18 protein-coding genes and 1 other annotated feature are annotated in these 20,149 nt (G+C 53.6%); of the genes, 4 read left to right on the forward strand and 14 right to left on the reverse strand.

All coding sequences use genetic code 11. The features are described from left to right. Positions 1–3 precede the first annotated feature (3 nt). The gene (ribF, locus tag JK231_RS17795) at positions 4–942 is read right to left on the reverse strand and encodes a bifunctional riboflavin kinase/FAD synthetase (protein WP_058959365.1); all 939 of its coding nucleotides are present in this window, start codon (positions 940–942) and stop codon (positions 4–6) included. A 318-nt stretch (positions 943–1,260) separates the two neighbouring features. Between ribF and rpsT the strand changes: the two genes are divergently transcribed. After that, positions 1,261–1,524 carry a 30S ribosomal protein S20 gene (gene rpsT, locus JK231_RS17800; protein ID WP_034826107.1) on the forward strand — a complete coding sequence of 88 codons (264 nt, stop codon included), beginning with the start codon at positions 1,261–1,263 and terminating at the stop codon, positions 1,522–1,524. 52 nt (positions 1,525–1,576) lie between these two features. On the opposite strand, the gene nhaR is transcribed toward rpsT, so the two are convergent. The 7 genes from nhaR to tal form a co-directional block, all read right to left on the reverse strand. Beyond that, positions 1,577–2,479: a transcriptional activator NhaR gene (gene nhaR / locus JK231_RS17805; RefSeq protein WP_058959366.1), complete on the reverse strand. Its 903-nt coding sequence runs from the start codon at positions 2,477–2,479 to the stop codon at positions 1,577–1,579. Positions 2,480–2,513: 34 nt separating this feature from the next. Then, entirely contained in the window at positions 2,514–3,692 is a 1,179-nt protein-coding gene (gene nhaA, locus JK231_RS17810; RefSeq protein WP_034826111.1) for a Na+/H+ antiporter NhaA, read from the reverse strand. Between the two features lie 167 nt (positions 3,693–3,859). Next, entirely contained in the window at positions 3,860–5,005 is a 1,146-nt protein-coding gene (gene dnaJ / locus JK231_RS17815) for a molecular chaperone DnaJ (RefSeq protein ID WP_034826114.1), read from the reverse strand. A gap of 103 nt (positions 5,006–5,108) precedes the next feature. Beyond that, positions 5,109–7,019, reverse strand: a complete 1,911-nt coding sequence (gene dnaK / locus JK231_RS17820; RefSeq protein WP_097118312.1) for a molecular chaperone DnaK — start codon at positions 7,017–7,019, stop codon at positions 5,109–5,111. A 212-nt stretch (positions 7,020–7,231) separates the two neighbouring features. Beyond that, positions 7,232–8,533 carry an MFS transporter gene (locus JK231_RS17825; protein WP_211729153.1) on the reverse strand — a complete coding sequence of 434 codons (1,302 nt, stop codon included), beginning with the start codon at positions 8,531–8,533 and terminating at the stop codon, positions 7,232–7,234. A 112-nt stretch (positions 8,534–8,645) separates the two neighbouring features. Continuing rightward, the gene (mog, locus tag JK231_RS17830; protein WP_038649159.1) at positions 8,646–9,233 is read right to left on the reverse strand and encodes a molybdopterin adenylyltransferase; all 588 of its coding nucleotides are present in this window, start codon (positions 9,231–9,233) and stop codon (positions 8,646–8,648) included. A gap of 123 nt (positions 9,234–9,356) precedes the next feature. Then, the gene (tal, locus tag JK231_RS17835; protein ID WP_034826122.1) at positions 9,357–10,310 is read right to left on the reverse strand and encodes a transaldolase; all 954 of its coding nucleotides are present in this window, start codon (positions 10,308–10,310) and stop codon (positions 9,357–9,359) included. A 213-nt stretch (positions 10,311–10,523) separates the two neighbouring features. Between tal and yaaA the strand changes: the two genes are divergently transcribed. After that, on the forward strand, positions 10,524–11,300 hold the full coding sequence (yaaA, locus tag JK231_RS17840; protein WP_058959371.1) for a peroxide stress protein YaaA: 777 nt from the start codon (positions 10,524–10,526) through the stop codon (positions 11,298–11,300). Positions 11,301–11,362: 62 nt separating this feature from the next. Here the strand turns inward: yaaA and thrC are convergent, their stop codons facing one another. The 5 genes from thrC to JK231_RS17865 all read right to left on the reverse strand — a co-directional run bounded on the left by thrC (position 11,363) and on the right by JK231_RS17865 (position 17,092). Beyond that, entirely contained in the window at positions 11,363–12,646 is a 1,284-nt protein-coding gene (thrC, locus tag JK231_RS17845; protein WP_211729154.1) for a threonine synthase, read from the reverse strand. 3 nt (positions 12,647–12,649) lie between these two features. Next, positions 12,650–13,579 carry a homoserine kinase gene (gene thrB, locus JK231_RS17850; RefSeq protein ID WP_211729171.1) on the reverse strand — a complete coding sequence of 310 codons (930 nt, stop codon included), beginning with the start codon at positions 13,577–13,579 and terminating at the stop codon, positions 12,650–12,652. Positions 13,580–13,581: 2 nt separating this feature from the next. Further along, entirely contained in the window at positions 13,582–16,044 is a 2,463-nt protein-coding gene (gene thrA, locus JK231_RS17855) for a bifunctional aspartate kinase/homoserine dehydrogenase I (RefSeq protein ID WP_211729155.1), read from the reverse strand. A 26-nt stretch (positions 16,045–16,070) separates the two neighbouring features. Next, positions 16,071–16,193: a sequence feature (Thr leader region), on the reverse strand. Continuing rightward, on the reverse strand, positions 16,129–16,200 hold the full coding sequence (gene thrL / locus JK231_RS17860; RefSeq protein ID WP_128601299.1) for a thr operon leader peptide: 72 nt from the start codon (positions 16,198–16,200) through the stop codon (positions 16,129–16,131). It overlaps the preceding feature by 65 nt. 202 nt (positions 16,201–16,402) lie before the next feature. Continuing rightward, positions 16,403–17,092 carry a tRNA/rRNA methyltransferase gene (locus JK231_RS17865; RefSeq protein WP_038649173.1) on the reverse strand — a complete coding sequence of 230 codons (690 nt, stop codon included), beginning with the start codon at positions 17,090–17,092 and terminating at the stop codon, positions 16,403–16,405. Positions 17,093–17,701: 609 nt separating this feature from the next. On the opposite strand from JK231_RS17865, the gene arcA reads away from it, so the two are divergent. Then, positions 17,702–18,418, forward strand: a complete 717-nt coding sequence (gene arcA, locus JK231_RS17870) for a two-component system response regulator ArcA (RefSeq protein WP_034826183.1) — start codon at positions 17,702–17,704, stop codon at positions 18,416–18,418. A gap of 48 nt (positions 18,419–18,466) precedes the next feature. Here the strand turns inward: arcA and creA are convergent, their stop codons facing one another. Beyond that, the gene (creA, locus tag JK231_RS17875) at positions 18,467–18,940 is read right to left on the reverse strand and encodes a protein CreA (protein ID WP_211729156.1); all 474 of its coding nucleotides are present in this window, start codon (positions 18,938–18,940) and stop codon (positions 18,467–18,469) included. A gap of 194 nt (positions 18,941–19,134) precedes the next feature. On the opposite strand from creA, the gene robA reads away from it, so the two are divergent. Continuing rightward, positions 19,135–20,016: an MDR efflux pump AcrAB transcriptional activator RobA gene (robA, locus tag JK231_RS17880; RefSeq protein ID WP_034826193.1), complete on the forward strand. Its 882-nt coding sequence runs from the start codon at positions 19,135–19,137 to the stop codon at positions 20,014–20,016. Positions 20,017–20,149: the final 133 nt, after the last annotated feature.

Genomic DNA, 20,149 nt, shown 5'->3' on the forward strand with positions numbered 1-20,149 from the left:
TCATTAAGCCGGTGCGTTAAGCCCAAAAAATTGGCGGGCCGTCACCACATCTTTCGCAATTTGTTCTTTCAACGCGTCCAGCGAAGCGAAACGCTGTTCGTCGCGAATCTTCTGTTTCAGCACCACCTCAATGTGGTGGCCATAAAGATTCATATGTGTGTCAAGCAGGTGAACTTCAAGCTGCTGACGCAGACCTTTTACCGTCGGACGTGTGCCAATGTTGGCCACGCCAGCGATGGGCTTGTCGCCCAGGCCTAACACTTCTACCGCAAACACCCCTTTCACCGGCGTTACTGTGCGGCGCAATGGAATGTTAGCGGTGGGGAAACCAATGGTGCGCCCCAGTGCATCACCGTGCACCACGCGCCCTGAAATGCTGAATGGATGGCCCAGCAGCGCTTCCGCCTGCGCAAAATCATCCTGTGCCAGTGCCTGACGTACCGCCGTGCTACTGATACGCGCACCGCCATCACAATAGGTCTGGGTGCTGATGACGTCGAAGCCATACTCGACACCGGCTTTCTGTAATAACAGGAAATCTCCCTGGCGACCAGCGCCAAAGCGGAAATCATCACCCACTGCGAGAAACTTCACGTTGAGTTTATCGACCAGCAGTTCAGCGATGAAACTTTGTGCGGAGTGCGCCGCAAAACGGCGATCAAAGCGGACGCAGAGCACCGCATCAACACCCGCCAGCTCGAGATACTTCAGCTTCTCGCGCAAACGCGTCAGGCGTGCCGGGGCTTTGTCACCGGCAAACAATTCAAGTGGTTGCGGTTCAAACAGCATCACCACCACCGGCAGATTGCGTTGACGTCCTTCAGCAATCAACTCCGCCATCAATGCCTGGTGGCCGCGATGTACGCCGTCAAAATTGCCAATGGTCAGGACGCAGCCGCGATGCTGCTCTTTCAGATTATAAATACCGCGGATAAACTTCATGGCTGACTCAAACCGGTGGAAATCGGCGGATTATACCCTTGAATGGCCTTCAGGTTAACCCGTCTGCGTGCCTTTCCTGCGTATGGTGCGGCTTAATGCGCACGCAACCCATTGCTCAGGCAGGTAATGAAGATTTTTAATGCGAAATACTGTATTCAGCGACGTGTTGCTGGTAGAATCCTGCGCCATCAATTACGTAATCAAGCGCCGTTGCTAAAACGACGCTTATTTGCACAAATCCATTGACAAAAGAAGGCGCAAAAGGCATAGTCCTCGGCCTTTGATTTGTCCATATAGATCACATTTGGGAGTTGGACCTTGGCTAATATCAAATCAGCTAAGAAACGCGCCGTAACATCTGAGAAACGTCGCAAGCATAACGCAAGCAACCGTTCAATGATGCGTACTTTCATCAAGAAAGTATACGCGGCTATCGCAACAGGCGACAAAGCTGCTGCGCAGAACGCATTCAACGAAATGCAACCAATCGTGGACCGTCAGGCTGCTAAAGGTCTGATCCACAAAAACAAAGCTGCACGCCATAAAGCAAACCTGGCTGCACAGATCACCAAACTGGCTTAATCGCCTGTTAGGTTATCGCTTTGTCGAAAGAACCGGCGCTTAGCCGGTTTTTTTATGCCTGCGATTTAGCATTAAAGAGTGCGCTGAAATCACGATTGCAGATGCGCTGCACCGCCGGATGTTGAATCATACGCTCGGCAAAAATCACGTGATACTCCTCCATCACCGCCTCCAGACGCCCTATTTCACGGATCGTATCATCGCGATAGATCTCAGCGCCATAGAGTGTCGGCGCGACAAAAATCGCATTGTTCTGCGCACCAAAGGCCTTCATCAAAGCCGCATCATCAAACTCGCCCAGAATATCCACCTGCAACCCCTGGCTGTGAATCCAGTTCAGCAACTTGCGGCCGAGCATCGAGCGACGCCCGGGAATGAGCAGGCGACGCTGCTCTAAACATGCCGGGAAAGGACGATCGGGCAGCGGTGCATTGCACCAGAAACTGACTGGGCATTCGCCGAGTTTCACTGAGAACAAACCTTCCTGCTGAGTGGAGTCGATTGGGCAATCCGAGACAATCATGTCGAGCTTGTGCTGGCTCAGTTGCTCCAGCAACATCTCGTGCGTTGACTCGAAACAGCGCAGATGAATTTTCTCCTCCGACACCACGGCCGCTTCCAGCACTTTGCTCACCAGTGGCTTCGATAATGCATCCGCCACCCCCACGTCGAACAACAGATGCGACTCTTTGCGATAGTTAACGATATCCAGCATCTCCTGGCTGAGCATGAACATGCGATCGGCGTAGCGAAACACCAGTTGTCCGAGTTCATTAGGCACTAAACCCCGTCCCTGCCGACGAAACAGCGCGCCACCCAATTGCTCTTCCAGTGCTTTAATCTGACCCGTCACCGTTTGGGGCGTCAGGCACAGGACATCAGCGGCGCGTACCACGGAGCCGGTTTTGCACACCTGCCAGAAATAATAGAGATGATTGAAATTGAGCTGATTCATTATAAAAAAAGGAGGCTTACGCCTCCTTCCCTGTTTATCGCAGTTTGATACGCAGCAGCGTGTAACCAATTACTGCCGACAGCAGCGAGCCACTGAGGATACCGAGTTTCGAGAAGGTCACCAACTGCTCATGTGCGGCGTCAAAGGCCAGTGAACTAATGAAGATCGACATGGTGAAGCCAATACCACACAGTACACCGATCGCCATGATATCGCGTATTGCGGTGCCGTTCGGCAACACCGCCAGTCGCCACTTCACTGCCAGCCAGCAGAACAACGTAATGCCCAGCGGTTTACCGATCAACAGGCCGAGGATAATGCCCAGTGGCTCCGGTGACAGCACGTCGCCAAAGGTAATGCCACTTAAAGAGATACCGGCGTTAGCGAAAGCGAACAGCGGCAGAATCAGCCAGTTCACCCAGGGCATCAAACCGTGTGCCAAATGTTCTGCAGGCGAATGGCCATCCTTCTCTTCCAGCGGCACGAAGAAGCCCACGATCACCCCTGCCAGCGTGGCATGCACGCCGGATTTAAGCACAGCGGTCCACAGCACCACGCCCACCAGCATGTAAATCGCAATGTTACGCACTCCGCAGCGGTTCAATATCGCCAGCAATACGATAGCGCCAGCTGCGACGCTCAGCGACAGCACCGAGAGATCGCTGGTATAGAACAACGCGATGATCACGATAGCGCCGAGATCATCAATAATCGCCAGTGCCATCAGGAACACTTTCAGTGCGGCAGGTACGCGGCTGCCGAGCAGTGCCAGCACACCTAAAGCAAAGGCAATGTCAGTGGCAGTTGGGATCGCCCAGCCGTTGCGAGCGATTTCATCAGCATGATTGAAACCGAAGAAGATCAGCCCGGGAACCACCATACCACCGAGCGCTGCAATCACCGGGAAGATGGCACGGTCGCGACTGGCTAATTCACCAATCATCAGCTCACGCTTCACTTCAAGGCCGATTAACAAGAAGAACAACGCCATCAACGCATCGTTGATCCACAGCAACAGGTTTTTGCTGATATCCAGTGCGCCAAAACGAATTTGCACCGGCTCAGCGAGGAACGATTGATAACCTTGCGCGGTTTCTGCACTGTTGGCGAGGATCATTGCCGCAACAGCGGCAAGAATAAGCACGATGCCGTTGCTGGCATCGCTCGCGATAAAGCTCTTCAGTAAGCTTCGAATACTACGGGGTTTGTTCACAACTCCTCCTGAGCAGGACAATTTTTAGCGGCTAGTTTAGCGGCGTAAATACCTCGTTAAAAGCAGCTTATGTCTCGTTTATAGATCGGTAATAACGATCTATTAAATCACAGCCATAAAAAAAGCGGAGAGTCGCCTCTCCGCTTCATTGTGAACCACTTACCCGATTAGCGGGTCAGATCGTCAAAGAACTTTTTCACACCATCGAAGAAGCTTTTAGAGCGCGGGCTGTTTTTCTCACCCGTTGGGCCGCCAAAGCTCTCTTCCAGCTCACGCAATAACGCTTTCTGTTTGTCGTTGAGGCTAACTGGCGTTTCCACCACCACACGGCACAGCAAATCGCCAACGGCTCCGCCACGAACCGACTTCACACCTTTACCGCGCATGCGGAACAACTTGCCGGTTTGCGTTTCAGACGGCACTTTCAGCTTCACACGACCATCAAGAGTAGGCACTTCGATCTCGCCACCCAATGCCGCCATTGCGAAGTTGATCGGCACTTCACAGTACAGATTGTTATCTTCACGCTCGAAGATCGGGTGTTTCTTCACCGAGACCTGAACGTACAGATCGCCTGCTGGTGCACCATGCTCACCCGCTTCACCTTCGCCACTCAGACGAATGCGATCGCCGGTATCCACGCCTGCCGGGATTTTCACCGACAAGGTTTTCTGGCGTTCAACGCGACCATGTCCATGACAGGCATTGCACGGATCTTTGATCACCGAACCACGACCGTGACAGGTCGGACACGCCTGCTGCACGGTGAAGAAGCCCTGGCGCATCTGCACCTGGCCTGCACCGTGACAGGTCGAACAGGTCTGTGGCTGCGTACCCGCTTTGGCCCCGCTGCCGTGGCAGACATCACACTCTTCCAGGGTTGGGATGCGGATCTCTTTGGTCACGCCGCGTACCGCTTCTTCCAGCGACAGCTCCATGTTGTAGCGTAAATCGGCGCCACGGGCAGCACGCTGACGGCGTCCACCACCAAAAATATCGCCAAATACGTCGCCAAAGATATCGCTGAAGTCAGCACCGCCGCCGCCAAAGCCGCCGCCACCGAATCCACCACCGCCCATGCCACCCTGTTCAAAGGCTGCATGGCCGTACTGGTCATAGGCCGCACGCTTCTGCGCATCGGTCAGGACTTCGTAGGCTTCTTTAATCTCTTTAAACTTAGCTTCGGCTTCTTTATTGTCCGGGTTACGGTCCGGATGGTATTTCATCGCCAGGCGCTTGTAAGCCTTTTTGATTTCACGCTCATCTGCGGATTTAGAGACGCCTAAGATCTCGTAAAAATCACTCTTAGCCATTTTGTTCTGCCCTTAACATGATCGCACGGGCGTGGAGAGATCTCCTACGCCCGTGCTGGTTTCAACGGCTGTCAGGCCAGCCGTCGCGCCCGGTCAGGGGCAATTATTTTTTATCTTTAACTTCTTCGAATTCAGCGTCGACAACATCGTCATCTTTCTTCGCTGAAGCGTCGCCAGCATCTGCTGCGCCCGCCTGGCCTTGCTGCTGCGCCAGTTCCATCAGTTTGCTTGAGACTTCCATCAATGCCTGCATTTTGGCTTCGATTTCTGCTTTATCTTCGCCTTTCAGCGCGGTGTTCAGCTCGGTCAGCGCAGACTCGATCGGTGCTTTGTCTTCAGCAGACAGTTTGTCACCGGCTTCGTCCAACTGCTTACGGGTGCTATGCGCAATCTGGTCACCCTGGTTGCGCGTCTGCACCAGCTCTTCGAACTTACGGTCAGACTCGGCATTCGCTTCTGCGTCACGCACCATTTTTTCGATCTCTTCTTCGTTCAGACCTGAAGAAGCTTTGATGGTGATCTTCTGCTCTTTACCGCTGTTTTTGTCTTTCGCAGACACGTGCAGGATACCATCGGCATCGATATCGAAGGTCACTTCGATCTGCGGCATACCGCGCGGTGCAGCCTGAATACCGTCGAGGTTGAACTGGCCCAGTGACTTGTTATCACCTGAACGCTTACGCTCACCCTGCAGCACGTGAATGGTCACGGCAGACTGGTTATCTTCAGCCGTCGAGAACACCTGGCTGTGCTTAGTTGGGATGGTGGTGTTCTTGCTGATCAGCGAAGTCATCACGCCACCCATGGTTTCGATACCCAGCGACAGCGGGGTTACGTCCAGCAGCAGAACGTCTTTCACTTCACCGGCCAACACACCACCCTGAACCGCAGCACCTACAGCAACGGCTTCATCCGGGTTCACGTCTTTACGTGGCTCTTTACCAAAGAACTCAGTGACTTTGGCCTGAACCATTGGCATACGCGTCTGGCCACCAACGAGGATTACGTCGTTGATATCAGAAACAGACAGACCAGCGTCCTGCAGAGCAACTTTCAGTGGCTCGATAGAACGGGTCACCAGATCTTCAACCAGTGATTCCAGCTTCGCACGGGTCACTTTGATGTTCAGGTGCTTAGGACCGGTTGCATCTGCAGTGATGTACGGCAGGTTAACGTCGGTCTGCTGCGCTGAAGACAGTTCAATCTTCGCTTTTTCAGCCGCTTCTTTCAGACGCTGCATCGCCAGCGGATCGTTATGCAGATCGATGCCCTGATCTTTCTTGAATTCCGCGACTAAGTAGTTGATCAGACGGCTGTCGAAGTCTTCACCACCGAGGTGAGTATCACCGTTGGTCGCCAGTACTTCGAAGGTTTTCTCGCCATCAACTTCATCGATTTCGATGATAGAGATATCGAAAGTACCACCACCCAGGTCATATACCGCGATAGTACGGTTGCCCTGACCTTTATCCAGACCGTAAGCCAGTGCGGCTGCGGTAGGTTCGTTGATGATACGTTTTACGTCCAGACCCGCGATACGGCCGGCATCTTTGGTTGCCTGACGCTGTGCATCGTTAAAGTAAGCTGGAACAGTGATAACCGCTTCGGTTACCGCTTCACCGAGGAAATCTTCCGCGGTTTTCTTCATCTTTTTCAGCACTTCAGCAGAGATCTGCGGTGGTGCCATTTTCTGGTCTTTCACGTTCAACCATGCGTCACCGTTATCAGAACCGATGATTTTGTAAGGCATGATTTTAATATCACGCTGCACTTCTTCGTCCTGGAAACGACGGCCAATCAGGCGCTTGATCGCGAACAGGGTGTTCTGCGGGTTAGTCACCGCCTGACGTTTAGCCGGCTGACCGACCAGAGTTTCGCCATCTTGTGTATATGCAATGATTGACGGTGTGGTGCGATCGCCTTCGGCGTTTTCAAGCACACGTGCTTTACCACCATCCATAACCGCAACACATGAGTTGGTTGTACCCAAGTCAATACCAATAATCTTACCCATCTAAACGTCTCCCACTTAAATTCTTTGTCAATTAGCGTTGTTAGCAGATGTGCGGTCAAACTGACCCTTTTCAACTGCTGTGACAGCCTTTTTTTGCTGCCTGACATCACTCGATGACAACTAAATGGGGCCGCTTCAGAGCGCATCAAGGGTTAAAACTAAAATAATTTTAAAAAAATGCGGAAAAGAAAAAGGCGCTTACGCGCCTTAGGTTAGACATTCACCTGATTGAGCAGCGTCGATCGCTGTTTTTCGCTCTGCAGCCACAGGCCAACCAGCAAGCCAATCAGCGCCAACGCCAGCACATACCAGGCCGGCGCCATCGGCGTGAGTTGCATCATCAGCGTCACGCTAATCGGTGTCAGACCGCCAAAAATCGCATAGGCCACATTGTATGAGAAGGAGATGCCGGTGAAACGCACCGCCGCCGGGAACGCTTTGACCATTACAAAGGGCACCACACCCACCACGCCCACGCTCAATCCCGCCAGGCCGTACCAGACGAACAGCATCTCAGGCGAACCATCCAGTTGATGGAAGAAGTTCCAGCTGAAGATGGCCAACAGCAACGAACCGCCCATCAGCGTTAATGCCGCGCCGAAGCGATCCACCAGCCAGCCAGCGACGACGCAGCCGATCAGCAACATGATGGTAGCAACGCTATTCGCCTGCAGACTTAACGCTGCGGGAATCGCATGCTGCTTCTGCATTAACGTGGGTGCCATCAGGATCACCACCACAATGCAGGCCGAAAGCAGCCAGGTGACCAACATCGACACCACAATCCCGCGCTTATGGCTGGTCAGAATGGTTTGCAGCGGGAGTTTCTCGGATAATGCTTTACGCTCCTGCATCTGTTTAAACACCGGCGTTTCATGTAACCAACGGCGCAGATACATTGCCAGCAAACCAAACAGGCCACCGAGGAAGAACGGAATGCGCCAGCCGTGATCGCGAATCGCAGCCGGTGAAAGTGTGGTGTTGAGTACCGTTGCCACCAGCGAACCCAGCAAAATCCCCGCCGTTAAACCCGCCGTCAGCGTGCCGCAGGCGAAACCGATGCGTTTCTCCGGCACATGCTCAGCCACAAACACCCACGCGCCCGGCACCTCGCCACCAATCGCCGCGCCCTGCAGCACGCGCATCAGCAGCATCAAAATCGGCGCTGCGATGCCAATACTGGCATAAGTCGGCAGTGCGCCCATTGCCAGCGTGGGTAACGCCATTAATAGAATGCTCAGACTAAACATCTTCTTGCGCCCAACTTTGTCACCAAAGTGCGCCATGATGATGCCGCCCAGAGGGCGCGCCAGATAACCGGCGGCGAAAATCGCGAAGGTCTGCACCTGACGCAACCACTCTGGGATATCCGGCGGGAAAAATAGCTCGCCAATTACGGCGGCGAAGAAAACGAAGATGATGAAGTCGTAGAATTCCAGCGCCCCGCCGAGGGCGGCCAGCGACAGGGTTTTATAATCCTGGCCGTTGAGACGGCGCGATGTGTGTGCATCCATAGTCGTGCGGTATCCAGAGGCAAGTCAGTGTGGTTGTAAAGCTGGAGTTACTATACCGTCAATATTTCGCCACACCAGTACCGCTGGATTTTATGCCTGAAAACGGCGATTTTCAGACGTTTGTCTCACGCCTTGCACTTTTAGGGCGAAATGCTGCTACCACCTCGGGATCGGTTTCCACATAGGGCCCTTCCAGTAACTGTAAACAATAAGGTACGGCGGCAAAAATGCCTGGCACTTTCACTGCACCATCTTCTGCTTTCAGCCCTTCCAGCGTCTCTTTGATGGATTTGGGCTGGCCCGGCAGATTGAGGATCAGCGACTGTTTACGTATCACGCCCACCTGACGCGAAAGGATCGCAGTCGGCACAAACTGCAGGCTGATTTGGCGCATCTGTTCGCCAAAACCCGGCATCTCACGATCGGCGACCGCTAAAGTGGCATCGGGTGTCACATCGCGGCGCGCAGGACCGGTTCCGCCGGTGGTCAACACCAGATTGCAGAACAGTTCATCGACCAGTTCGCAGATCGCCTGTTCAATCATCGGCTGCTCATCGGGCACTAAACGGGTTTCGATTTCAAACGGGGTAGTCAGCGCGGCGGCGAGCCAGCTTTCCAGCGCCGGAATGCCTTGATCCTGATAAATGCCATTAGCAGCACGATCGGAAACGGAAATTAATCCAATACGTAAAGTATCCATTAAGTTATCGCTGTGGTTGACCGCAATGCGGCAATTGAAGGGGAATGCAAAAAGGATAATACAAAGCGGAAGCGAGGGGAAAGCGTAAAACCGTGGCGACGGGTGCCGCCACGGCAAATCACCTTACAGCAGTTCGGCGATCATCTTCTCAAGTTTGCCCTGATCGATGGCAAAGTTGCGGATACCTTCAGCCAGTTTGGTCACGGCCATTGGATCCTGGTTGTGCTGCCAGAAGAACTCAGCTTCGGTCATTTTCGCAGGGCGCGCTTTGACTTCACCGGTATAGCTCAGCTTGCGCTCAACCGCGCCTTCGCTCTCTGCCAGCTCTTTCAGCAGGCCCGGAGAGATGGTCAGACGGTCACAGCCGGCCAGTTCGATGATTTCACCGATGTTACGGAAGCTGGCACCCATTACCACAGTTTCATAACCGTGCTGTTTGTAATAGTTGTAGATTTCCGCCACTGACACTACGCCTGGATCTTCATGCGCAGCGTACTCTTTCTTGTCGGTGTTCTGCTTGTACCAGTCGAGGATACGGCCTACGAATGGCGAGATCAGGAACACGCCTGCTTCAGCACAAGCACGCGCCTGCGCGAAGGAGAACAGCAGAGTCAGGTTACAGTTGATGCCTTCTTTTTCCAGCTGCTCAGCAGCACGGATGCCCTGCCAGGTTGAGGCCAGTTTGATCAGGATACGGTCGTTGCTGATGCCCGCATCGTTGTACAGTTTGATCAGGCTACGTGCCTTCGCGATGCTCGCTTCGGTGTCGTAGGAGAGACGTGCGTCAACTTCGGTAGAGATACGGCCTGGGATCAGTTTCAAAATTTCCAGACCAATGTTGACGGCCAGCTTGTCAGAAACCAGTGCCAGCTGCTCTTCTTTGTTGCTGCTCTGCTGACGTGCCCAGGTAATGGCTTCGTCAATCAGTTTGCGGTATTCAGGGATTTGAGCGGCGTTGAGGATCAAAGAAGGGTTGGTGGTCGCATCTTGCGGCTGATAAAGCTTCATAGCCGCGATATCACCGGTGTCGGCGACCACAGTAGTCAGCTGACGCAAGGAAGTAAGTTTGTCCGTCATGGTTCTCTTTCTCTTAGGTTGACTGTCAGGGTGTAAAAGGCTGTTGGGATAATATCACGCACAATTCAGTGCGCAACATCACGAAGTGCCTCATAACGATAGCGCTAACAAATGGGAGCGATTTGCCGATCCGTGCAGCTTTTTTGCTACACTCGTCGCAACTTAATTCCCATCAATCCCCTGTTAACAAGCGGGTCAACAAGGACAAACACGATGCTGATGGTTATCTCGCCAGCGAAGACACTGGATTTTGAAAGCCCGCTGGCGACACAGCGCTTTACGCAGTCAACACTGTTAGAAAAATCACAACAGCTGATCGATGTTGCGCGCGATCTTTCACCGGCGCAGATCAGTTCACTAATGAGCATCAGCGACAAACTGGCACATCTGAATGCCGATCGCTTCAACCAGTGGCAGCCGCCCTTCACGCTCGAAAATGCGCGTCAGGCAATTCTGGCGTTTAAAGGTGACGTGTACACCGGTTTGCAGGCTGAGACGTTCAGTGATGCAGATTTCGATTTTGCCCAGCAGCACCTGCGCATGCTGTCCGGTTTATACGGCGTGCTGCGCCCACTGGATTTGATGCAGCCTTATCGTCTGGAAATGGGCATCAAGCTGGCCAACCCGGCGGCGAAAGATCTCTACGGTTTCTGGGGTGATTTACTGACGCAGAAGCTCAATGAAGCGATGGCCGAGCAAGGCGATGAGGTGCTGATCAACCTGGCATCTGATGAGTACTTCAAAGCGGTGAAGCCGAAGCAACTGAACGGTGAGTTGATCAAGCCGGTGTTCCTTGATGAGAAGAACGGCAAGTTTAAAGTGATCAGTTTTTACGCCAAGAAAGCGCGTGGCCTGATGAGCCGCTATGTGATTCAGAACCGCCTGAGCAAGCCCGAGCAGCTGAAACAGTTTGATGTTGATGGCTACTTCTTTGCGGCTGATGAGAGCAAAGGTAACGAGCTGGTGTTTAAGCGCCACGAACAGAAATAAAAAAGGTCGCCATGATGGCGACCTCACTCTTCAAAACGCGCATGGTCGCGCGCCTGTTTGCATTACTTCATCAAGAAGTTACGCAGTTCAGCGAAGTCTGCCGCCATATTATGCGACAGCAATGGCAGCTCAGCGCGCTCTGCCAGCTCTTTTGGCAGCGGCAATTCCTGACCCAGAATCTCGTCCACGCTCTCTTTGAACTTGGCCGGATGCGCGGTGCCGAGGAACAGGCCGAACTCGCCTTCCTGCAGGTTGTCGCGCAGCATGCGATAGGCAATCGCCGCGTGCGGTTCAGAGATGTAGCCAATTTCCGCCAGCTCACGCATGGTGGCTTTGGTGGTCTCATCCGATACCGCGCCAGACACCAGATCGGTCAGGCGCCAGGTTTTACGACGGAACAGCTCTTCCACGCGCGGCCAGTTGTTCGGCTGGCTGACGTCCATGGCGTTCGACAGGGTTGCCACTGTCGCATTTGGCAGCCATTCGCCCTTATCAAGGAAGCGTGGCACGGTGTCGTTGGCGTTGGTTGCAGCGATAAAGCGCTTGATCGGCAAGCCGAGGGATTTCGCCAGCAGGCCAGCGGTCAGGTCACCAAAGTTACCGCTTGGCACGGAGACCACCAATTGATTGCGCTGCTCTTGTGGCAGTTGCGCCACCGCTTCGAAGTAATAGCAAATCTGCGCCAGCAAGCGGCTGATGTTGATGGAGTTAGCCGAGTTCAGGCCAATCGCTTTCTTAAGCGCTTCATCATCAAACGCCTGCTTCACCAGCGCCTGGCAGGCATCGAAATCGCCTTCCACCGCGATGGTTTCAATGTTGCCGCCCAGCGTACAGAACAGCTTTTCCTGCAGCGGGCTGATTTTGCCCTGCGGATAGAGGATAACGACGCGCACGTTTTCCATGCCGTAGAAGGCATGTGCCACGGCGGCGCCGGTGTCACCTGAAGTCGCGGTCAGAATGGTGATCTGCTCATCAGCGCCTGACACATAAGAGAGCATCTGCGCCATGAAACGGCCACCGAAGTCTTTGAATGCCAGCGTGGGGCCGTGGAACAGTTCGAGGCACGCCACATCTGCACTGACTTTCGCCACCGGCGCGGGGAAGGCAAAGGCGTTTTTCACGCGCTCAGCCAGCTGGTGCGCGGCAATCTCATCGCCAATATAAGCTGAGAGAATTTTGCTGCTGCGGCTGACGAAATCCATCTCCAGCATCGCATCGATGTCGGTCAGTTCGAATTCCGGCAGTTCGAGCGGGAAGAACAGCCCTTGCTGCGAGCCGAGGCCCTGTTTAACGGCCTGAGCAAAACTAACCTGCTCGTTGTGATCCTTAAGGTTGTAGAGTTTCATGCGTTATCCCAAGTTACGTGCGCCAGCCGTATCAAGACGGCAGATATGGACGAAGCCTTCATCGTTCTGCAGATAGTGCTGGCTCAGCCAGTCTGCCATCCGCTGTGCCGTTGCCATCTCGTTGCAAACGGCGAAAAGTGTCGGGCCGGAGCCCGAAATACCACAGGCCAACGCACCGATGTCGGCAGCCGCCTGGCGCGCCTCAGCGAAGCCCGGCAGCAGTTTGGTGCGGTAAGGTTCTGCAATCACATCCTGCATCAGTTTAGCCGCCAGCAGCGGCTGGCGGGTATGACAGGCGTGAATAAAGCCCGCTAACAGACGGCCATGCTTGATGGCATCGTCTTTGCGGTACTGCGCAGGCAGAATCGCGCGTGCTTCAGCGGTTGAGACTTTAATGCCTGGATAGGCCATCACCCACAGCCAGTCATCAAAGCACGGCACATCCTGTGAGATGATACCGTTTTCTTCAATCATCAGCTGTACACCGCCGAGGAAGCAAGGCGCGACGTTATCAAAGTGCACGCTGCCGGAAATACGCCCTTCCAGCTCGCCCATCAAGGCCAGCAGCTCGGTATCGTTCAATGGCTTGCCGCAGAACTCGTTCATCGCCATTAAACCCGCGACCACCGAGCAGGCGCTGGAACCCAGACCTGAACCGATCGGCATGTTCTTTTCCAGCGTCATTGCCACCGGAACCTGTTTGCCAATCGCCTGGCAGAAACGTTCCCAGCACTGATAAACGATGTTCTCTTGCGCATTGGTTGGCAGCTTGCTGACAAAGCGCCCGGTGTTCACCAGGCTGAAGCTGTCGGCCGCTTCCACCGATACGCAGTCACCCAACAGGGTGCCATCCACCGGCGAAACCGCCGCGCCCAGCACATCAAAGCCGACGCTGACGTTACCTATTGAGGCCGGTGCATAAATTTTTACCATCATCAAACTCCCAACTTCCACGACAGTGTACGCAGCAAGTCGGCAAACACGCCGGCCGCTGTGACATCATTCCCCGCGCCGTATCCACGCAGAACCAGCGGGATCGGCTGATAATAGCGGCTGTAAAACGCCAGCGCGTTCTCGCCGTTCTTCACTTTGTACAGCGGATCGTTACCGTCCACCGCATCGATTTTCACTTTGCAGACGCCGCCTTCTTCAATGGCGCCGACGAAGCGTAACACTTTACCTTCATCACGCGCTTTGGCAACGCGGGCGGCAAAAGCATCATCCAGTTCCGGCAGGCGGGCCATAAACTGCTCAACGTCAGCGATGTCGGTGAGTTCAGCTGGCAGCAGCGGCTCAATCTCAATATCGCTCAGCTCCAGTTGATGACCCGCTTCACGCGCCAGAATCAGCAGTTTACGCGCCACATCGGTGCCTGAAAGATCGTCACGCGGATCCGGCTCGGTGAAGCCCATCTCACGCGCCATTTTGGTGGCTTCAGACAGTGAAACGCCTTCGTCCAGTTTCCCGAAGATAAAGGAGAGTGAACCGGAGAGAATACCGGAGAATTTGATCAGCTCGTCACCGGCATTCAGCAGATTTTGCAGGTTTTCGATCACTGGCAGACCAGCACCGACGTTGGTGTCGTACAGGAACTTACGACGCGATTTCGCCGCGGCCGCACGCATCTGCTGATAGTAATTCCACGACGATGTATTAGCCTTTTTGTTCGGCGTCACCACATGGAAACCTTCAGCAAGGAAGTCAGCATATTGATCGGCCACCGCCTGGCTGGAAGTACAGTCCACAATCACCGGGTTCAGCAGGTGATACTCCTTCACCAGACGCATCAGACGACCGAGATTGAACGGCTCTTTGGCTTCGCTCAGCGCGCCTTTCCAGCCGCTGAGATCGATGCCGTGCACATTGGTTAACAGCGCGCGAGAATTGGCGATACCGCACACGCGCAGATCGATGTGCTTCTCTTTCAGCCACGCCTGCTGACGATGCAGCTGCTCCAGCAACGCCGCGCCGACACCGCCGACACCGACAACGAACACTTCGATCACCTGATCGGTGGCGAACAGCATCTGATGCACCACGCGCACGCCAGTGGTCACTTCATCATTGCTCACCACCACCGAGATGGAACGCTCAGAGGAACCCTGCGCAATCGCCACGATATTGATGTTGGCACGCGCCAGCGCCGAGAAGAATTTGGCGGAGATGCCGCGCAAGGTGCGCATGCCATCGCCGACCACGGAAATCACCGCCAGCTGCTCCAGCACATCGAGCGGATCCAGCAGGCCATCTTTTAATTCCAGATAGAACTCTTCTTCCAATACACGGCGCGCACGCGCCTGCTCACTCTGCGGTACGCAGAAGCTGATGCTGTATTCAGAAGAGGATTGGGTGATCAACACCACCGAGATACCGGTGCGCGACATCGCCGCAAACACGCGCGCTGCCATGCCGACCATGCCTTTCATACCAGGACCGGAGACGTTAAACATCGCCATATTATTCAGGTTGGTGATGCCTTTCACCGGGTTCTCATCCAACTCGCCTTCCCCACCGATTAAGGTGCCGGGCGCTTGCGGGTTGGCGGTATTTTTGATCAGACAAGGAATCTGGAACTGGGCAATCGGAGCAATGGTGCGAGGATGAAGGACTTTCGCGCCGAAGTAAGACAGCTCCATCGCTTCCTGGTAGGACATCGACTTCAGCAGTCGCGCATCCGGCACCTGGCGTGGATCGCAAGTGTAAACACCGTCTACGTCAGTCCAGATCTCGCAGCAGTCCGCACGCAAGCAGGCAGCCAGCACCGCCGCCGAGTAGTCAGAGCCATTACGGCCCAGCACCACCAGTTCGCCCTTCTCGTTACCGGCGGTAAAACCGGCCATCAGGATCATGTGATCGGCTGGGATCTGGCTGGCCGCGATGCGACGGGTTGACTCGGCGATATCCACGGTGGATTCGAGGTAGTGACCAACGGCCAGCAGTTTCTCCACCGGGTCGATCACCGTGACTTTGTGGCCGCGCGCCTGCAGCAGCGCTTCCATGATGGCGATAGAGAGCTTCTCACCACGACAGATAATGCCGGCATTCACCGCATCCGGGCACTGGCCCAGCAGGCTGATGCCATGCAGCACCTGTTTCAGCTGGGCAAATTCCAGCTCAATGCGGGTTTTCAGGCCATCGTAATCGAAGCCCGGCTGAGCCTCCGCCAGGCCCTGCAGCAGGTCGGCAAAAATCCGTTCGGCATCGCTGATATTCGTCAGTGCGTCCTGGCCGCTAATGGTTTTCTCAATCATCGCCACCAGATGATTGGTGATTTTCGCTGGGGCAGAGAGCACGGTGGCAACCTGTCCCTGTTGCGCGTTGCTTTCCAGAATATCTGCCACGCGGAGAAAACGTTCCGCATTGGCTACTGAGGTTCCGCCGAATTTCAGCACTCGCATGATTGAAGCTCTCCTGAATTTTTGCCGAAAAAAAAGCCCGCACTGTTTAGGTGCGGGCTTTTTTCTTTGTTTTTCCTGTATGCGTCAGCCCGCACCGTTACCTGTGGTAATGGTGGTGGTAATAATAATTGTGGTGTTCAGGCTGTGATTACGCATTGAGATTTTTTCTGTCTGTCTTTGTCTTGTCCGTCTGCCTTCCAGAAGTAAAGCAAAGCGCACGTTAAGTCAACGAATTTGTCTTAGCCGCCATTTTAAGGCGACTGCGCAGAGTTCGGTGTCTGCGCGTAAATCATATTGGGATCGTTCGACTGATCGCCCTGTTTCCCGATCAGTCACTATTAAAAACGATATTCACCGATTATTTATCTATAAGTTTTTTTTCTACATCATGTAGCAGGCGATGCAGCATGGCGCTATCGCGCTGTTCCAGTAGGCCAATGCGCTGATCGATCCAGTCCGCCATTTTGGCATCGTCGCTCACTTCCAGTTTCACCAGCAGCTGGTGGAAGCGCTCGCGCAGCGCCTGCAGCTGGTGTTCGTTCGCCACTTCTTTCACTTCTGCCGCGACCTGATTCAGCGCCGACAGCTGATAGCAGTACACCATCACCGCCTGTCCGAGGTTGAGTGAAGGATAATCATTGGCCATTGGAATGCCGGTCAGCAGATCGACCTGATCCAGCTCTTCATTGGTTAAGCCACTGTCCTCACGACCAAATACCAGCGCGATTCGGCTCAGCCACTGGCGCTTCTCCTGCAGAATGGTTTCGACTTGCGCCGGCGTGGCGTAGTAGCGGAACTTCGCACGACTGCGGGCGGTGGTGGCGACCGAGAAATCGACATCGGCCAGCGCTTCACTTAGCGTGGCATAGGTTTTGACATTATCGAGAATCTCACCGGCACCGTGCGCAACACGACGCGCAGCCGGGTCTTGCCAGGCATCGCTGGCGACAATACGCAGTTCGCTAAAACCCATGGTTTTCATGGCACGAGCGGCCGCGCCGATATTTTCCGGACGGGCGGGTGAGACAAGGATTAGGGGGAAATGCATGATTTTTCCATCGAACTGTTAACAACTCGCCCTATGTTGGCATGCAGTGGCAAAAATACCAACCGCACGGACAAGAGAAAATAAGATGTTAAGGATGTTAAAAGAGGATAAAAGCGATGGGGAGAAGATATTGTGGGATATAACTAAAATTTCCACGCTTAATTAATATAAATCTATTGTTTTTCATATTATTAAAATATTATTTCCTGCAGGTTTTAGTTTTACCGTTATGCAGCCAAAATGTAGCAAAAATGCTGCTTTTTGTGAGCTAAGCTGGCATTCCTGGAGAAGTTTTTCATAAAAGTGTTAACGTGCTACACTTGCATTTGATATAAGTCAACGAAGCGTTGTTTTTATGCTTATCGGTTGTTGTTGGTGCTGTTAGGTTGCTGTTAATACGGTTAGGATAAGCGCCAGTCCGATACCCACGGGGCACGCAAATATTCATCCTGACTGGCTGAGCTAACACTGAAGTTGACATAGATGGATGGTGTATTCCGAAGATTATTTCGTACACCGGTTGCGTAAGGCACGCTGTTTTGATGAACAGTAAACGCAGCCATCGTACGCCCTGTTTTCGATTTGTTGGCAAATTTTAGGTAGCGAAACATGCAGACCCCGCACATTCTTATCGTTGAAGACGAACTGGTCACGCGTAACACCCTCAAAAGTATTTTTGAGGCGGAAGGTTACGTGGTCTATGAAGCCACCGACGGCGCCGAGATGCATCAGGTTTTGACGGAAAATGACGTCAATCTGGTGATCATGGATATCAACCTGCCAGGCAAAAACGGTTTGCTGCTGGCACGCGAATTGCGTGAACAAGCAAACGTTGCGCTGATGTTCCTGACAGGTCGTGATAACGAAGTAGATAAAATCCTCGGCCTGGAGATTGGCGCCGATGATTACATCACTAAACCGTTTAACCCACGTGAGCTAACGATTCGTGCACGCAACCTGTTATCGCGCACCATGAATCTGGCGATGCCAAGTGAAGAACGTCGCGCGGTTGAAAGCTATCGCTTTAACGGCTGGGAGCTGGACATTAACAGCCGCTCACTGATCAGCCCGAACGGTGAACAGTATAAGCTGCCACGCAGTGAGTTCCGCGCGATGCTGCACTTCTGCGAAAACCCGGGCAAGATTCAAACCCGTGGCGATCTGCTGAAGAAGATGACGGGTCGTGAGCTGAAGCCGCATGACCGCACCGTGGATGTCACCATCCGCCGCATTCGTAAGCATTTCGAATCCACCCCGGATACGCCAGAAATCATCGCCACCATTCATGGCGAAGGGTATCGCTTCTGTGGTGAATTGCAGGATTAAGTTTGCTGCAGTAAAAGAAAAACGCCCATCAGGGCGTTTTTTTATGCCTCAATGCCACGGCATGATTGGCACAGCGCTCAGCGCATTCTTCGGCGAACCGTCCACCACTTTATCTGAGTAGCTCAGGTAAACCAGCGCATGACGTTTTTGATCATAGAAGCGCACCACCTGCAGCTTCTTAAATACCAATGAAGTGCGCTTTTGGAAGACCACTTCTCCTTGCGCCTTGCCTTGTGCGATTTTATCGCTAAGCTCTACAGGCCCAACCTGCTGGCAGGAGATGGCCGCGTCGGAAGTATCTTCCGCCAGACCTAATCCGCCCTTGATCCCACCGGTTTTCGCCCGGCTGATATAACAGGTTACATTTTTTACGTCGGGGTCGTCGAAGGCTTCCACCACAATCTTATGGTCGGGGCCAAACATCTTAAAAACCGTGTCTACCGAGCCGATTTCCTCGGCCTGAACGCCCACGCTGAAGAGACAAGTTGCAAGCGTGATTATAAGAAAGCGAGTTATTGTCATTGAGTTACCATTGCCAATCGAATAGATGAGACTGTAATGTACTGTCAATCGAACCCGGAACCAAACCTAAACGGGTTGTAGCCCGCATTGATTTAGCACAGCCGATTGACAAACCGCCCCCACGCTTTTGTGCATTTCGTGCTATTATTCGACGACTTCATAGTTGCGCCACCAGAGAGTTATGAGGATGTTTTATGGACCAAGCCGGTATCATTCGCGATTTGCTTGTCTGGCTGGAGAGCCATCTGGATCAACCCCTTTCATTAGATAATGTTGCGTTGAAAGCGGGCTATTCCAAGTGGCACCTGCAGCGTATGTTCAAGGAAGTGACGAGCCACGCCATCGGCGCTTACATCCGCGCGCGTCGCCTGTCGAAAGCCGCTGTGGCCTTGCGCCTGACCAGCCGCCCGATCCTCGACATCGCTTTACAATACCGCTTCGATTCACAGCAGACTTTTACCCGTGCGTTTAAAAAGCAGTTTAATCAAACGCCCGCCTGGTATCGTCGCTCATCGGAATGGAACTCCTTCGGCATTCGCCCGCCGATTCGTCTGGACGATCACCACATGCCTGAGGCCACGTTTGTCACGCTGCCGGAAACGGTGCTGGTCGGGCAAACGCAGAGTTACACCTGTACGCTGGAGCAAATTTCCAGCTACCGTGACGAAATGCGCATCCATTTCTGGAAACAGTTCCTGCTGGAAACTGATACCGTGCCACCGGTGTTATACGGTCTGCATCAGGTACGTGCCAGCCATGAAAAGGATGATGAGCAGGAGATTCTCTACACCACGGCAGTGCCTGCCGATCAACAGGCATTGAGCATGCAGTCGAATCAAAATGTGATTCTCGAAGCCGGGGATTACGTGCAGTTCACCTATAACGGTGCGCGCAGCGCACTGGGTGAGTTCATTCTGCTGCTGTACGGCACCTGTATGCCAACGTTGGGTCTGGTGCGTCGTCAGGGCCAGGATATTGAGCGTTTCTTCACGCATGGCGGTAAGAAACGCAGCGAGCCGCCAACGGAAATCCGTTGCGAATACCTGATTCCCATTCGCCCGCAGCAGAATCGCTGATATGAAAATGCCGTCATGATGACGGCATTTTTTTGGCTTCAATAACGGCAGATCGCCATAAATGGCGAGCTGACCCTTTTGCTGGGCAGGCAATCATTACCCCCACCCTTTACAGGCAGCGCATTGATGCGCA

Origin of the sequence: Pantoea sp. JGM49, assembly GCF_018257655.1 — a bacterium.
Classification (GTDB): Bacteria; Pseudomonadota; Gammaproteobacteria; order Enterobacterales; family Enterobacteriaceae; genus Pantoea; species Pantoea communis.

Bases quoted from the DNA above. Each gene is read 5' to 3' on its own strand.
- ribF (WP_058959365.1), bottom strand. From the start codon at position 942: ATGAAGTTTATCCGCGGTATTTATAATCTGAAAGAGCAGCATCGCGGC.
- nhaR (WP_058959366.1), bottom strand. From the start codon at position 2,479: ATGAATCAGCTCAATTTCAATCATCTCTATTATTTCTGGCAGGTGTGC.
- dnaJ (WP_034826114.1), bottom strand. From the start codon at position 5,005: ATGGCTAAGAGTGATTTTTACGAGATCTTAGGCGTCTCTAAATCCGCA.
- dnaK (WP_097118312.1), bottom strand. From the start codon at position 7,019: ATGGGTAAGATTATTGGTATTGACTTGGGTACAACCAACTCATGTGTT.
- JK231_RS17825 (WP_211729153.1), bottom strand. From the start codon at position 8,533: ATGGATGCACACACATCGCGCCGTCTCAACGGCCAGGATTATAAAACC.
- mog (WP_038649159.1), bottom strand. From the start codon at position 9,233: ATGGATACTTTACGTATTGGATTAATTTCCGTTTCCGATCGTGCTGCT.
- tal (WP_034826122.1), bottom strand. From the start codon at position 10,310: ATGACGGACAAACTTACTTCCTTGCGTCAGCTGACTACTGTGGTCGCC.
- yaaA (WP_058959371.1), top strand. From the start codon at position 10,524: ATGCTGATGGTTATCTCGCCAGCGAAGACACTGGATTTTGAAAGCCCG.
- thrC (WP_211729154.1), bottom strand. From the start codon at position 12,646: ATGAAACTCTACAACCTTAAGGATCACAACGAGCAGGTTAGTTTTGCT.
- thrB (WP_211729171.1), bottom strand. From the start codon at position 13,579: ATGGTAAAAATTTATGCACCGGCCTCAATAGGTAACGTCAGCGTCGGC.
- thrA (WP_211729155.1), bottom strand. From the start codon at position 16,044: ATGCGAGTGCTGAAATTCGGCGGAACCTCAGTAGCCAATGCGGAACGT.
- JK231_RS17865 (WP_038649173.1), bottom strand. From the start codon at position 17,092: ATGCATTTCCCCCTAATCCTTGTCTCACCCGCCCGTCCGGAAAATATC.
- arcA (WP_034826183.1), top strand. From the start codon at position 17,702: ATGCAGACCCCGCACATTCTTATCGTTGAAGACGAACTGGTCACGCGT.
- creA (WP_211729156.1), bottom strand. From the start codon at position 18,940: ATGACAATAACTCGCTTTCTTATAATCACGCTTGCAACTTGTCTCTTC.
- robA (WP_034826193.1), top strand. From the start codon at position 19,135: ATGGACCAAGCCGGTATCATTCGCGATTTGCTTGTCTGGCTGGAGAGC.